Annotated in this window: 9 protein-coding genes; 4 read left to right on the top strand and 5 right to left on the bottom strand. The window is 70.4% G+C overall.

What is annotated here, in order from left to right; genetic code table 11:
- Positions 1–215 precede the first annotated feature (215 nt).
- Complete coding sequence (locus OHB44_RS23925; protein ID WP_330438351.1) at positions 216–2,114, bottom strand: hypothetical protein; 1,899 nt, start codon at positions 2,112–2,114, stop codon at positions 216–218.
- Positions 2,115–2,474: 360 nt separating this feature from the next.
- The gene (locus OHB44_RS23920; RefSeq protein ID WP_330438350.1) at positions 2,475–3,956 is read right to left on the bottom strand and encodes an aminopeptidase P family protein; all 1,482 of its coding nucleotides are present in this window, start codon (positions 3,954–3,956) and stop codon (positions 2,475–2,477) included.
- Positions 3,957–4,088: 132 nt separating this feature from the next.
- Between OHB44_RS23920 and asnB the strand changes: the two genes are divergently transcribed.
- Entirely contained in the window at positions 4,089–6,050 is a 1,962-nt protein-coding gene (asnB, locus tag OHB44_RS23915) for an asparagine synthase (glutamine-hydrolyzing) (RefSeq protein WP_091405235.1), read from the top strand.
- Between the two features lie 146 nt (positions 6,051–6,196).
- Here the strand turns inward: asnB and OHB44_RS23910 are convergent, their stop codons facing one another.
- Positions 6,197–7,285 (bottom strand): lytic polysaccharide monooxygenase, encoded by a 1,089-nt coding sequence (locus OHB44_RS23910; protein ID WP_238682686.1) that lies wholly within the window; start codon positions 7,283–7,285, stop codon positions 6,197–6,199.
- Positions 7,286–7,654: 369 nt separating this feature from the next.
- On the opposite strand from OHB44_RS23910, the gene OHB44_RS23905 reads away from it, so the two are divergent.
- The 3 genes from OHB44_RS23905 (at position 7,655) to OHB44_RS23895 (ending at position 11,935) form a co-directional block, all read left to right on the top strand.
- Complete coding sequence (locus OHB44_RS23905) at positions 7,655–8,830, top strand: XdhC family protein (RefSeq protein ID WP_238682634.1); 1,176 nt, start codon at positions 7,655–7,657, stop codon at positions 8,828–8,830.
- 114 nt (positions 8,831–8,944) lie between these two features.
- Positions 8,945–9,880 carry a carbohydrate kinase family protein gene (locus OHB44_RS23900; protein ID WP_238682633.1) on the top strand — a complete coding sequence of 312 codons (936 nt, stop codon included), beginning with the start codon at positions 8,945–8,947 and terminating at the stop codon, positions 9,878–9,880.
- A 228-nt stretch (positions 9,881–10,108) separates the two neighbouring features.
- Entirely contained in the window at positions 10,109–11,935 is a 1,827-nt protein-coding gene (locus OHB44_RS23895; protein WP_330438349.1) for an alpha-galactosidase, read from the top strand.
- A 7-nt stretch (positions 11,936–11,942) separates the two neighbouring features.
- Here the strand turns inward: OHB44_RS23895 and OHB44_RS23890 are convergent, their stop codons facing one another.
- Both OHB44_RS23890 and OHB44_RS23885 read right to left on the bottom strand, forming a co-directional pair.
- Positions 11,943–12,773 (bottom strand): MBL fold metallo-hydrolase, encoded by an 831-nt coding sequence (locus OHB44_RS23890; protein WP_238682631.1) that lies wholly within the window; start codon positions 12,771–12,773, stop codon positions 11,943–11,945.
- Entirely contained in the window at positions 12,770–13,174 is a 405-nt protein-coding gene (locus tag OHB44_RS23885) for a thioesterase family protein (RefSeq protein WP_238682630.1), read from the bottom strand. Before OHB44_RS23885 ends, OHB44_RS23890 begins: the two co-directional genes overlap by 4 nt.
- Positions 13,175–13,238 lie beyond the last annotated feature (64 nt).

The raw sequence follows: 13,238 nt of genomic DNA, 5'->3' as shown, positions 1-13,238 counted from the left end.
GGTTGTAGCTCCCAAAACCACCGTATGAGAAGGTTCCTCGCCTCGCGGGCTTATCCGAGAGAAGCCCACATTCGGTTCATGTTGCCCCCAGCGGGGCCCGGACCGACACACCGGCCCCCAAGCCGGCCTGCACGCTCCTGACCTGCCCAAATGGGTACGCCCCTCCGAGCCGTGACGGCTCGGAGGGGCGTTTTATGTGGTTCAGCCCCACCCGATCAGGCGAAGCAGTCCAAAACGTTGAAGCAGTTGGTCGGGCGGTTGGCAGTGACAGCGGACTCGTCGTCCAGCGTCACGGTGCCGCCGATGCTGTTGAAGATGCCCCCCGGCTCAAGGGTGGAGAAGTTGTGCGCCACCTTCGTCCGGTGGAGCGTGACCTCGCCGCCCTCGGTGTTGAGGATGCCGCCGCCGCGGCCGAACGGACCGACGGCCCGGTTGCCCGACACCTCGCTGTCGCGCAGCGTGGTGACGCTCTCCTCGTTGAAGAGGCCGGCGCCGGAGAAGCCCGCGGTGTTGTCGTTGATCCTGCTGTTCTCGATCGTCGCAACGCTGTCGTTGGTCACGGCCAGGCCGCCACCCGAGCGACCGGCGCTGTTCCTGACCACCGTGGCGTCCTTGAGGTTGAGCTGGCTGTCGACCACCGCGACGCCACCACCGTCGAGCAGCGCGGTGTTGTCACTGACCGTCGTCTGGTGCAACGTCGTGGTGCCCTCGACATCCAGTACGCCGCCGCCGAAGCCGAGCGTCTCGTTGTCGGTGACCTCGCTCTTGTAGACCCAGACCGAGCCGCCGTCGACGTTCTCGGTGAAGATGTCGGCAGCGCCGTTGGAGATGCCGCCGCCGCCGATGATGCCGGTGTTGTCCTTGATCTTCGACTCGTCGACCTGGAGTACGCCAGCGTTGAAGATGCCGCCGCCAAAGAAGAAGGCGGTGTTGTGCGCAACAGTCGTCTTGCTGAGCCTGGTGCTGCCGAAGTTGGCCAGCCCGCCGCCGTTGCCGCCGGACTGGTTGTAGAGCAACTCGCTGTCCAGGATCTCCGCGCGACCACCGGGCTGCACCAGCACCCCGGCGCCGTCGGTGAACCCAGGCTGCTCGACCAGCGGCACGACCGCCGTACCGGCACTCACCGGCTTCGCCGCCGCGGCTACCGGCTTGGCAGTGGCGGCCTTGGTGGCAGTCGGGGCGGCCTTGGTTGCTGCCACTGCGGGCTTGGCCGGCGCTGCTTTCGCGGCCGGCTTTGCGGGCGCTGCCTTGGCGGTGGCCTTTGCGGGCGCTGCCGTGGCGGCGGTCTTCGCGGCCGGCTTGGCGGCGGTTGCTGCCGGCTTGGCGGCCGCTGGCTTGGCGCCGGCCGCGGTCGCGATCGCCGACTTCGCGGCGGGCGCCGCCGCTGCCGGCGGCTGGGCCACGGTCGAGCGAACCTGGGCCGAGTACGGCGCCCAGACCGTCGCCGGGTCGGCGGTCATCGGGGACTGGAGGGTCTGGCCACCCCTGATGCTCAGGCCCTTGAGAGTGAGGTGCCCGCCAGCGCCGACGTTGAGGATGCGGAAGTAGTCGGCAGTGGCCTCGCGACCGATGGTGGTGTGTTCACCCTTGAGGGTGATGTGCTCGGTGATCACCGGGAGGCCGTTGCCGTCCTGGTTGCGAGTCAGGGTGTAGGTGCAGCCCCTGGCCAGCTCCAACACGCCGCCGTTCTCGTTGTTGGCGAACGTGATCGCCTGGATCAGCTTGTCGGAGTCGCACGGGATCTGCTTGGTGCGGTCCTTCTCGTCGTCCTTGCCGTCCTTGCCGTCCTCGCGGTCCTTGCCATTCTTGCCGGACCGGTCGTCGAAGCCGCTCCAGTCGTCGCCGCTCCAGTCGTCGTCCTGACCGCCGTCGTCCTTGGCGCCGCCCTTGTCCGCGCCGCCGTCGTCGCTGGCGTTCTGCCGGTTGGTCGACGGCTGCGCGTCCGACACCTGGTCGGCCTTCGGTTTGTCGTCCCGAGCGGCGACGCCGCCGAGGGCCGCCAGGCCGACCACGCCGGTCAGCCCGGCTACGCCGGCGACCCAGAGCGCTCGCCTTCGCCGTGTTGGCGGAGCCGTCGAGGCCCCGCCGTCGGTACTCGTTACGTCGTTGGACATCAGAGCCTTCCGCCCTTTCCTGCTACCAGACGGGATCGCACCGCCCCAGGCGCCACGACCAGCTACAAATGGGTTGTAGCCTCTGATCCACACCGTATGAGAACCATCTTCGCGATGCGGACTTATCCGAGACAACCACGCATTTGGCGCAGGTCAGGCGAGGGCGGCCAACCAGTCCGGGCCGGCAGAAAGGGCCCGTGCAGCGCACACACCGAACGTTGCCGGCCCCCTCGGCTGATCACGACAGAAACCCCTGGCCGCCAGCCCTCAAGAAGGGGCGGGCGGCCAGGGGTGGGCGGGCCAGGGGTGGGCGGGCCAGGGAGCGGGGCTTGATCCGTCAGCCCCGGCAGAACAGCCGGCTCAGCCGGGCAGGCGGGGGCCGGCTTCGCGCTGCTCGGCCAGCCAGGTCTCCACCTCGTCGGAGGTGCGGGGCAGCCCGGCCGACAGGTTGACCGCGCCGGTCGCGGTGACCAGCACGTCGTCCTCGATCCGGATGCCCACACCGCGCAGCTCGGCGGGGACCAGCTCGTCCTCCGGCTGGAAGTACAGACCGGGCTCGACGGTGAGCACGTAGCCCTCGCCCAGCGCGCCGTCGCGGTAGGTCTCCTTGCGGGCGTTGGAGCAGTCGTGCACGTCGATGCCGAGCATGTGGCCGAAGCCGTGCAGCGTCCACCGCCGGTAGACGGTCGACTTCTCGTCCATCGCCTCGTCCACGCTCACCGGCAGCAGACCCAACTCGGACAGGCCCTCGGCGAGCACCCGCATGCAGGTCAGGTGGACGTCCTTGAACTTGACCCCGGGGCGGATGGCCTCGATGCCGGCCTGCTGCGAGGCGTACACGATGTCGTAGACCTGGCGCTGTAGCGCGGTGAACCGGCCACTCACCGGCAGGACCCGGGTGACGTCGGCGGTGTAGAGGTTGCGGCCCTCGACGCCCATGTCCATCAGCAGCAGGTCACCCGGTCGGGTGGCGCCGTGGTTGTGCACCCAGTGCAGGATCGTGGCGTGCTCGCCGGCACCGACGATCGACCCGTACCCGACGTCGTTGCCGTCGTGGCGGGCCCGCAGCGCGAAGACGCCCTCCAGCAGCCGCTCGGAGACCGCCCGGTCGGCCGGCAGGATCCGGGCGACGTCCTCGAAGCCGCGTACGGTGGCGTCGATCGCGTCCTGGAGTTGGCCGATCTCCCACTCGTCCTTGACCAGCTTCATCTCCGAGATGGCGATCGCCAGCTCGCGGTCCCGGGCCGGCTGGCCCTCGGCGCGGGGCCCGTCGTACTGGCGGACGGCCGCGTCCACCTGGGCGTCGAAACCGCGCAACACCCGGGTACGCCCCGGAGCCAGGTCGGCTAGCGTCGCCTCCAGGCCGGTCAGGTCGGCGGTGGGCAGGCCCAGCTCGGTCGACTTCTCGCCGAGGGTGTGCCGCCGGCCCACCCACAGCTCGCCGTTGCGGCTGCGGAAGAACTCGTCGGTCTCCCGGGAGGACCGGGGCCGCATGTACAGCGTCGCGTCGTGCCCCGAGCCGTTCGGGCGCAGCACCAGCACGCTGTCGGCGTCGTGGTCGCCGGTCAGGTAGGCGAAGTCGCTTCCCGGCCGGAACGGGTAGTCGGTGTCGTTGGCCCGGACCTTCTCGGTGCCGGTGGGGATCACCAGGGTCTCGCCGGGGAAGGCCGCCGAGAGGGCCGCCCGCCGCTTGGCGTAGTTGGGCGTCTCCGGGCGGGGCGTCACGGGGAGCGCGGTGTCGCTCCAGCCCTGCCGCATGAAGGACAGGAACGCCTCCGGGAAGTCCGGATCGTGCGATTCCGTACCGTCCGTCGGCGTACCGTCGGTCTGTCCCTCGGTCATTGCGCCGCTCCCTCCGCTTCGTTGCTGGTCCCGACGGTACCGCGCGTCCGGTTGGCGCTGACGCCCCCTGTGAGTCGGGTGGATCGACGGACGGCTGCGAGGGCCGACAGCGCGCGTGGAAAGATGGCCACCATGTGCGGACTTCTGGCCTTCTTCAGCGCGAACGGCAACGCCGCCGCGCATCGCGACCACATCGCCGGAGCGTTGGAATGCCTGCACCACCGCGGCCCCGACGAGACAGGGGTCGAGGTGGTCGGCGACGCCTCCGGCCGGTACGCGGACGGCGTGTTCGCCCACAAGCGGCTGGCCATCATCGACGTCGCGTCGAGTCACGAGCCACTGCCCTACGCGAACGGCCGTTACCTGCTGACCTTCAACGGCGAGATCTACAACTACATCGAGCTGCGCGAGGAGCTGATCAGAAACTTTGGTGCCCAGTTCGCCACCGCCGGTGACGGCGAGGTGATCGTCGCGGGCTACCACTTCTGGGGTGAGCAGGTGCTCACCCGACTTCGGGGCATGTTCGCCTTCGTCATCTGGGACCGGCAGGAGCGCCGGGCGTTCGGTGCCCGCGACTACTTCGGCATCAAGCCGATGCACTACCTGGAGACCGCCGACGGCCTCTATCTGGCCTCGGAGAAGAAGGCGCTGCTGCCGTTCGCGCACAGCAACTACCAGGGCGACGCGGGCGTCGACACGGCGAACCTGAGCCACTACCTGACCCTGCAGTACGTCCCCGAGCCCGGCACCCTGCACAAGGGCATCAGCCGGATCGGCTCCGGGGAGTACCTGAACTGGACCCCGGGCGGCCGGATCGACGTGCGCCGGTGGTACCGGCCGGTGTTCCGGCCGGCGCCGGTCGACGACGAGCAGAAGCTCTACCACGAGATCCGCGAGACGCTGCGGGAGAGCGTGCGCATGCACATGCGCTCCGACGTGCCGGTCGGCTCGTTCCTGTCCAGTGGCATCGACTCCACAGCGGTGGTGGCGCTGGCGCGGGAGTTCAACCCGAACATCCTGACCTTCACCGTCGGCTACGACGTGCCGGGTTACTCGGAGATCGACGTCGCCCAGGATTCGGCCCGGCACCTCGACGTCACCACGATTCCCACCAAGATCGGTCCGCAGGACATGATCGACGCGCTGCCGAAGATCGTCTGGCACCTGGACGACCCGGTGGCCGACCCGGCGCTGGTGCCGCTCTACTTCGTGGCCAAGAAGGCCGCCGAACACGTCACCGTTGTGCTCTCCGGTGAGGGCGCGGACGAGTTCTTCGGCGGTTACACGATCTACCGCGAGCCGCTGTCGCTGGGCACCGTCAACGGTCTGCCCGGCGGTGTGCAGAAGGGGCTGCGCGCGGTCTCCAAGGCGATCCCGCAGGGGGTCAAGGGCAAGAGCTTCCTGGAGCGTGGCACCACTCCGATCGAGGAGCGTTACTACGGCAACGCCCGGATGTTCACCGAGGAGGAGAAGCAGCACCTGATGCGCCGCTACGACCCCTCGGTGCGCTACACCGACGTCACCGCCCCGATCTACGCCGAGTGCACCGAGCTCGACGACGTCACCAAGATGCAGTACGTCGACCTCTACACCTGGCTGCGCGGCGACATCCTGGTCAAGGCCGACCGGATCTCGATGTCGCACTCGCTGGAGGTGCGGGTGCCGTTCCTCGACCGTGAGGTCTTCGACGTGGCGGCGAAGATCCCGGTCGATCTGAAGCTGCCGCCGCGCTCCGACGCCACCAAGTACGCGATGCGTCAGGCGTTGCAGGGTGTCGTGCCGCCGGCCATCGTCAACCGCAAGAAGTTGGGCTTCCCGACCCCCACCCGGGTCTGGCTGCGCGGCGAGATGTACGAGTGGGCCCGGCACGTGCTCAGCACCTCGGGCGCGGGTGACCTGCTGGACCTGTCGTACGCGCTGCGGTTGCTCGACGAGCACAAGCGGGAGGAGGCCGACCACTCCCGCAAGGTGTGGACCGTGCTGATCTTCTGCATCTGGCACGCGATCTTCGTGGCCAAGACCCTCGACCCGGGAATCCAGCGCAACCAGTCCGCCCTGCTCACCAAGCCGGTGGTCGGCTCCATGGTCCGCTGACCCCTGCCCTGACCCCGCAGACCCCTGCCCCACCCTGTTGACCCCTGCCCCACCCTGTTGATCAAGAGGTTTGCGTCATCCGGAGCGTTTCCGGTGACGCAAACCTCTTGATCATTTCGGGGTGGGGCAGGTGGTGGTGGTGGGTGTTAGCGGCGGGCGCAGGTGACTGTGGGGAGCCCGTTGGTTCCTGTGGAACTCGCTAGGAAGCCGAACGTTGTGGTGCCGTTCGGTGCGACTGTGCCGTTGTAACCGACGTTCGTCGCCGTCACCGTCGAGCCGGACGATGTCTGGGTGGCACCCCAGATCTGACTGATCGCCTGCCCGTTGGGCCAGGTCCAGTTCGCTGTCCAACCGGAGAACGGCGTACTGCCGTGGTTCATGATCGTGACATCGCCCTGGAAACCGCCCTGCCAGGTGCTGGACACCTTGTAGGTGGCCATGCAGTCACCGCCGGACGGCGGCGGGGTGGTCGGGTCGGTCGGCGGATCCGTCGGGTCGGTCGGCGGATCGGTCGGCGGATCGGTCGGGTCGGTCGGCGTACCGCCCGGGCCCACACCGGTGACCTGGCCGCTGCCGCCGTCGAAGGTCACGTCGGAGCAGCCGAAGAAGTTCTCCTGCGAGTCCGAGCGGACCCAGCGGGAGTAGATGATGTGCCGGCCACTCTTACCCGACGGCAGGTTGCCGCTGAAGTAGTAGTGCCCGTCGTTGCTGCCGACCGAGCCGCGCTGCGGCGGGTTGGTCACCGTCAGGAACGGCTCCTCCAGGTCACTCCAGGCCAGCGCCCGGGTCGGGCTCCAGCTGTTCTTGGTGACGTAGAAGTAGAACGTGCCCGGGTGGTGCGCCCAGTTGCTGTACTTGAAGTCCAACCGCGCCCCGGCGGTCAGGTGGGTCAGCGGCCAGTCGGTGCGCGGCAGGTCGTAGCCGCGGAAACCGGTTGCGCCGCCGCTGCACAGTTGCCCGTCCGGGATGAAGCCGGTGGTCCGGCCGCCAGCGTCGGAGCGCAGCACGCTGAACCAGTTGTACAGCGAGTTCGCCCCGCTCTGGGCCACGGCCGCGGAGCAAGCGGGGTTGTTCGGCCTGATCTCACCGGTCTGGCTGCGGCCGTCCTGCCAGCACAGGTACGTGCGGCTGCCCGGCGTCATCGCCGCGCCGTGCGCGGCGGCCGGCTGAGGGTTGGACGCCAGGGCGACTGCGCCCAGCGCGAGGGTCGTGGCCGCGGTGAGCAATACGGCCATACGGGAACGGTTCACGGGTTCTCCTGACTCGCGAGGGGCGCTGGCTGAGCCGCCCCGCCGCAATCGGGTGGGATGTGGCGTGATCGCCTCGCTGTCGTGAGCGGTGCGACGATCACGGCGACGTGCCCCGGCGGAAAACAGCCAGTGGACGTGCGCCGTCGACGGTCCTGTCCGGGACCGGTGCCCTCGCGTCTAACCAACCCGGCAACCGGGGGGCGCCCGCAGCCCTCGCACCGCCCGGTATGCGTCATCCCATCACGCCGGGCGGCCGAGCGCAATAGGCATTCCTCGATGCATGAGAACACCCGCCGGTCGTCGTTGAACGCCATATCCTGCGTACGGGGAGCGGGAACGGAGAGGCGGCAGCCGGTGCCGGACGTGTTCGACGAGGTGCACCGCCGGTGCCGCGACGGCGAGCCGGTCGCGCTGGCCACAGTGGTGGCCACCTGGCACTCCGCCCCGCAGCCACCCGGTGCCGCCATGGTGGTCGCGACCGACGGCACCGTCACCGGCAGTGTCTCCGGAGGCTGCGTCGAGGCGGATCTCTACGAACGGGCCCGTCGTGTGCTCGACACCGGCCAACCCGAGCTGTGCCGCTACGGGATCGGCGACGACGACGCGTACGCCGTGGGCCTGACCTGCGGCGGCATCCTCGACGTGTTCGTGGAGCGCGTCGACGCGAGCGCCCTGCCGGCTCTGGACGCGGTCGCCGCAGCCCGCCGCAGCGGCCGCCCGGCGGCGATCGTCACCTGCGTGGCAGCCGACGCCAACGACGATCCACCCGCCGATGCCGGCACGTCTCCGGGCGCCGGACCGACCGACCCGGCCCGACGGCGTGGCCGTCGGCTGGTGCTGACCGGCCAACGGTCCGTCGGCTCGCTCGGCGACGACCGGCTCGACGACGCCGCCAGTGCCGACGCTCTCGGGCTGCTCGCCGCCGGACGCAGCGGCATGCTCCGGTACGGGTACCACGGGCAGCGCCGAGGCGGCGGCGTCAGCCTCTTCGTGACCGCGTACGCCACCCCGCCCCGCATGATCGTCTTCGGGGCGATCGACTTCGCCGCCGCGGTGGCCCGGATCGGCGCGTTCCTCGGCTACCGGGTCACCGTCTGCGACGCCCGGCCGGTCTTCGCCACCGCGCGGCGCTTTCCCGAGGCGGACGAGGTGGTGGTGCAGTGGCCGCACCGCTACCTGCGTACCGAGTTGGCGGCCGATCGGCTCGACGAGCGGACGGTGCTGTGCGTGCTCACCCACGACCCCAGGTTCGACGTGCCGTTGCTGGAGCTGGCGCTGCGCCACCCGCTGGCGTACGTCGGCGCGATGGGCTCACGGCGCACCCACGACGAGCGACACAAGCTGCTGAGCGAGGCGGGGCTCAGCCCGGCGCAGCTCGCCCGGCTCGCCTCCCCGATCGGGTTGGATCTCGGTGGTCGTACCCCCGAGGAGACCGCCGTGAGTGTGGCCGCGCAGATCGTCGCGGCCCGGTGGGGCGGTACCGGCCGCCCCCTCGCGGTGCTCGACGGGCCGATCCACCAGCCGGGGTAGCGCGCACGTCGGTGCCTGGCCTTCGGCGCCCATCGGGGCGCGCGCTGTGCCAGCCTGGTGCCACGGAGATCGGCTCGGCGACCGGCGGCCGGTGGCGACGACGAGAGGATCGGCATGGGATACGCGGTGGTGATCGGTGAAGCGCTCGTCGACCTGCTCGACAGCGAGCTCGACGGGGAGCGGGTCTACCGGCAGGCCATCGGCGGCGGGCCGCTGAACGTCGCCGTCGGGGTGGCCCGACTCGGCGGTGCGGCACAGTTCGTCGGCTCGCTCGGTGACGACGCGCTGGGCGGCCGGATCCGCGACTTCCTCACCGCTGCCGACGTCGGGGTGGCAGGTGCGATCACGGTCCCCGCGCCGACCACGCTCGCTGTGGTCACGTACGCCGGGCCCGAACCGGACTTCCGTTTCTACGGCGAGCCGGCCTCCTACGGACTGCTCGGCCCCGACGATCTGGACCTGGCGTTGCTGGAGGGTGCCGACGTGCTCTACTGCGGCTCGATAGTGCTGCTCCGACCCGACACGCTGGCGGCCGCCCGCCGTGCCTGGTCGCTCGCCCCCGGCCTGCGGGTCTTCGACCCGAACGTCCGCCCTCGGCTGCTGAACGGGCCGGCCGCGCTGGAAGGGCTGCGCGAGGTGGTGGCCGAGTTCGCCGCCGGCGCGCACCTGGTCAAGCTGAGTGCCGCCGACGCTGTGCTGCTCTATCCCGGTGAGCCGGTCGAGGGGGTGGCGGCGTACCTGCGGGAGTTGGGGGCGGCCACCGTGGTGGTGACGCTCGGCGCGGCCGGTGCGGTGCTGGCCGCCGCCGACGCCGACCCGGTCCGGGTGCCCGCCCCCAAGGTTACCGCGATCGACGCCACCGGCGCTGGTGACTCCGTGATGGCCGCGCTGATCGCCGACCTGCTCCGCGACGGCGAGCCGGCGGTCCCGTCGGGCTGGGCCGACCGCGTCGCCTTCGCGCTGCGGGTCGCCGGCCTGGTCTGCGAATCCCCGGGCGGTGCCACCGCCATGCCCACCCGCACCGCCGTCCAAAACCGCTTCAACACCTAACCCCCCGCCCCGCCCCGCCCCGCCCCACCCCCACCCCCACCCGCGCGTCGATCTTGCAGTTTCGGTCGACGTTTGGTCCGCTTTGCTCGCCTTTGACGGCGCAGAAAGTGCAAGATCGCGGCAGCAAGGGGGGCGGGGTGGGGCGGGGAGCGTTGGTTGACCTCGGGGTTTGTGAGCGTTAACATCGACGAATCACGATGGAAACGTGGGCATCGTCGGGAGGCTCTGATGCGGGTGGTTCTGGTACCTCTGGTGTTCCGCCGCGTCGCGGCCCTTTTGGCCCTGCTTCTCGTGGCCGCCGGGATGGTCGTCGCCGACCCGCCGGAGCGGGCAGCCGCGTGGGACAACGGGGTGGCCGACACCCCGCCGATGGGGTGGAACAGCTACGACTCGTTCAACTGGAGCGTCACCGAGGCCGACGTCCGGGCCAACGCCGACTACATGGGCACCAACCTGCGGCAGTTCGGTTGGGAGTACGTGGTGATCGACTGGGCCTGGTACTACCCCGGTCGGCACAACAACAGCCCCAACCAGGACGCGAACCTGCAACCCCGGCTCCGGATGGACGCCAACGGACGGCTGCTGCCGGACACCACCCGGTTCCCCTCCGCCGCCGGTGAGAACGGGTTCAAGCCGCTCGCCGACTACGTCCACGCGAAGGGGCTGAAGTTCGGCGTCCACCTGATGCGCGGCATTCCCCGCCAGGCGGTCGCCGACAACGTCCCGATCCTCGGCACCACCTGCCGCGCCAACCAGATCAACAACACCACCACCGCGAACTGGCTCAACCTGATGTGGGGCCTGAACATGTCCAACCCCTGCGCGCAGACCTACCTGGACTCGATGTTCCAGTTGCTGGCGTCCTGGGGGGTCGACTATGTGAAGGTGGACGACATCGCCGCCCCGACGTACCGGCAGTCGGAGGTCGAGGGATACCGACTGGCCATCCAGCGCAGCGGCCGCCCGATGGTGCTGAGCCTGTCGCCCGGCCCGACCTCGCTGGCCAGCGGCGCACACGTCCAGGCCAACGCGCACATGTGGCGGATCGTCAACGACCTGTGGGACAACTGGTCGTCGGTGGACGCGCTCTTCGACCAACTGCGCAACTGGACCCCGTACCGCACCACCGGCGCCTGGCCCGACGCCGACATGATCCCGATCGGCCGGCTCTCCAAGTACGGGCCGGTCGGCTCGCCGCGATACTCCAACCTGACCCCCGACGAGCAGCGCACCCTGATGTCACTCTGGGCGATCAATCGGGCACCACTGATGTGGGGTGGCAACCTGGTCGAGAACCGTGCCGCGGAGCTGGCGTTGATGACCAACGCCGCGGTCATCGGGGTCAACCAGAACAGCGCTAACAACCGTCAGCTGTACGGTGGCAGCCGGCAGGTGTGGGTCGCCGACGTGCCGGGCAGCGACGATCGGTACGTCGCCCTGTTCAACCGGGACGGCAGCGCGGCGCAGGTGTCGGTGAACCTCGCCGACCTCGGAATCGGAGCGGCCGCCGTGACCGACCTGTGGTCCGGCACGGCCCTCGGCACGGTGACCGGCACCCTCACCCGGTCGCTTGCCGCCCACGGGTCCGGGCTGTACCGGCTGACCCCGGACACCACTGTGCCGGTGCCGACCACCCACACCCTCGCCGCGCGGCACAGCGGCAAGCTGTTGGACGTCTACAACAACGCGACCACCGACGGTGCCGAGATGGTGCAGTGGGCCGCGAACGGTCAGCCCAACCAGCGGTGGCGCTTCCAGGACGCGGGCGGCGGCTACCAGACGGTCGTCAGCGTGCACAGCGGCAAGTGCCTCGACGTCAACGGTGGCGCGACCGCTACCGCGGACGGGGTCCGCGTGATCCAGTGGGGCTGCAACGGCGGCACCAACCAGCAGTGGCGCGTACAGGATGTCGGCTCGGGGTACGTGCAGCTCGTCGCCCGGCACAGCGGCAAGTGCCTGGAGGTGCTCAACGCCGCCACCACCGACGGTGCCCGCCTGGCCCAGTGGACGTGCGGCACCGGCACCCACCAGCAGTGGCGGCGTACCGCGGCGTAGAACCGGGTTAGCCCGTGCCGGTCAGTTCCTGGTAACCGCGGTGGGCGGCGACCAGGGCCGGGCGGGCCCCGAAGGGTGCCTCGGCGGCCACCCGCTCCGGCGGGGCGCTGCCGGTGTGCCCGGCCCGGATCAGCCAGGCCAGCTTCGCCAGCTCCGCGTGCTGGGCCCGGACGAAGTCGACGTCCACCGGGTCGCCGTGGCCCGGGATCACCACGGTGCGCGCGGTGGTCAGCCGCAGCAGGTCCGCGACCGCGTCCGGCCACTGCAGGGGGTACGAGTCCTCGAAGGCGGGCGGGCCGCTCTGCTCCACCAGGTCCCCGGCCACCAACACGTCGGCGTCCGGCACGTGAACCACCAGGTCGGCCTCGGTGTGCCCCCGCCCCGGGTGGCGCAGCAGCACCCGTCGACCGCCCAGGTCGAGGACCGTCTCGACGTGCACTGTGTGCGTGGGGGCGAGCAGCGGGGTGTCGGCCAGCTCGGCGGCGAGCGCCGGGTGCTCCGTGCGCAACTCCTCGTACGCCTCCCGGCGCAGCCGCTCCGGCTCCTCGCGCAGGGCGGCGGCGGCCAGGTCGTGCGCGTACACCGGGCGGGGTGGGTCGCCGGCCAGGACGGCGTTGCCGAAGCAGTGGTCGTAGTGGTGGTGGGTGTTGACCAGCGTCAACGGACGGTCGGTGACCGCCCGGACGGCAGCGGCCAGCTCGGTGGCCTGGGCGGCCGAGGAGAGCGTGTCCACCAGTAGCGCCTCGTCGTCGCCGACGACCAGAGTGACGTTGACCCGCAGCAGCGGTTCGGCCAGCACGTGCACCCGGTCGGCGACCTCGACGAAACCGGCGTTCACGACGCCCGCCCGGCCCGTTCGACGAAGCGTCCCCGGTCGACCAGGATCCGGTCCACCCGGCCCCGAGCCACCGTCTGGTCGCCGTCGCTGACAGTGACCTCGAACGACAGCCGGCGACCGTCGACGGTCGCCAGCAGCGCCTGCGCGCGGACCGTCCGGCCGACCACTGTCGGCGCCAGGTGCTCCAACTCGACCCGGGTGCCCACTGTCGTCGAACCGGGCGGCATCCCGGTCGCCGTCGCCGCGACGGTGGCCGCCTCGGCCAGTGCCAGCACCCGGGGAGTGCCCAGCACCGGTACGTCACCGGAACCGACCGCCTGGGCGGTGTCCGCGTCGGTGACTGTCAACTCGATCTGGGCGGTCAGACCCGGCGCGAAGGCCGGCTCGGGCTGCTCCTGCATGGTCGTCAGCCTAGGTGCTCGCTGGACGCGACGAGCACGCGCCCGACGATCCGGACGCGACCAC

Origin of the sequence: Micromonospora sp. NBC_00821 (genome assembly GCF_036347035.1) — a bacterium.
Classification (GTDB): Bacteria; Actinomycetota; Actinomycetes; order Mycobacteriales; family Micromonosporaceae; genus Micromonospora; species Micromonospora hortensis.
The sequence above is the reverse complement of the archived record's forward strand: the minus strand, read 5'-3'. Positions and strand labels throughout refer to the sequence as shown.

Coding starts and splice junctions, on each gene's coding strand:
- OHB44_RS23925 (WP_330438351.1), bottom strand. CDS start 2,114: ATGTCCAACGACGTAACGAGTACCGACGGCGGGGCCTCGACGGCTCCG.
- OHB44_RS23920 (WP_330438350.1), bottom strand. CDS start 3,956: ATGACCGAGGGACAGACCGACGGTACGCCGACGGACGGTACGGAATCG.
- asnB (WP_091405235.1), top strand. CDS start 4,089: ATGTGCGGACTTCTGGCCTTCTTCAGCGCGAACGGCAACGCCGCCGCG.
- OHB44_RS23910 (WP_238682686.1), bottom strand. CDS start 7,285: ATGGCCGTATTGCTCACCGCGGCCACGACCCTCGCGCTGGGCGCAGTC.
- OHB44_RS23900 (WP_238682633.1), top strand. CDS start 8,945: ATGGGATACGCGGTGGTGATCGGTGAAGCGCTCGTCGACCTGCTCGAC.
- OHB44_RS23895 (WP_330438349.1), top strand. CDS start 10,109: ATGCGGGTGGTTCTGGTACCTCTGGTGTTCCGCCGCGTCGCGGCCCTT.
- OHB44_RS23885 (WP_238682630.1), bottom strand. CDS start 13,174: ATGCAGGAGCAGCCCGAGCCGGCCTTCGCGCCGGGTCTGACCGCCCAG.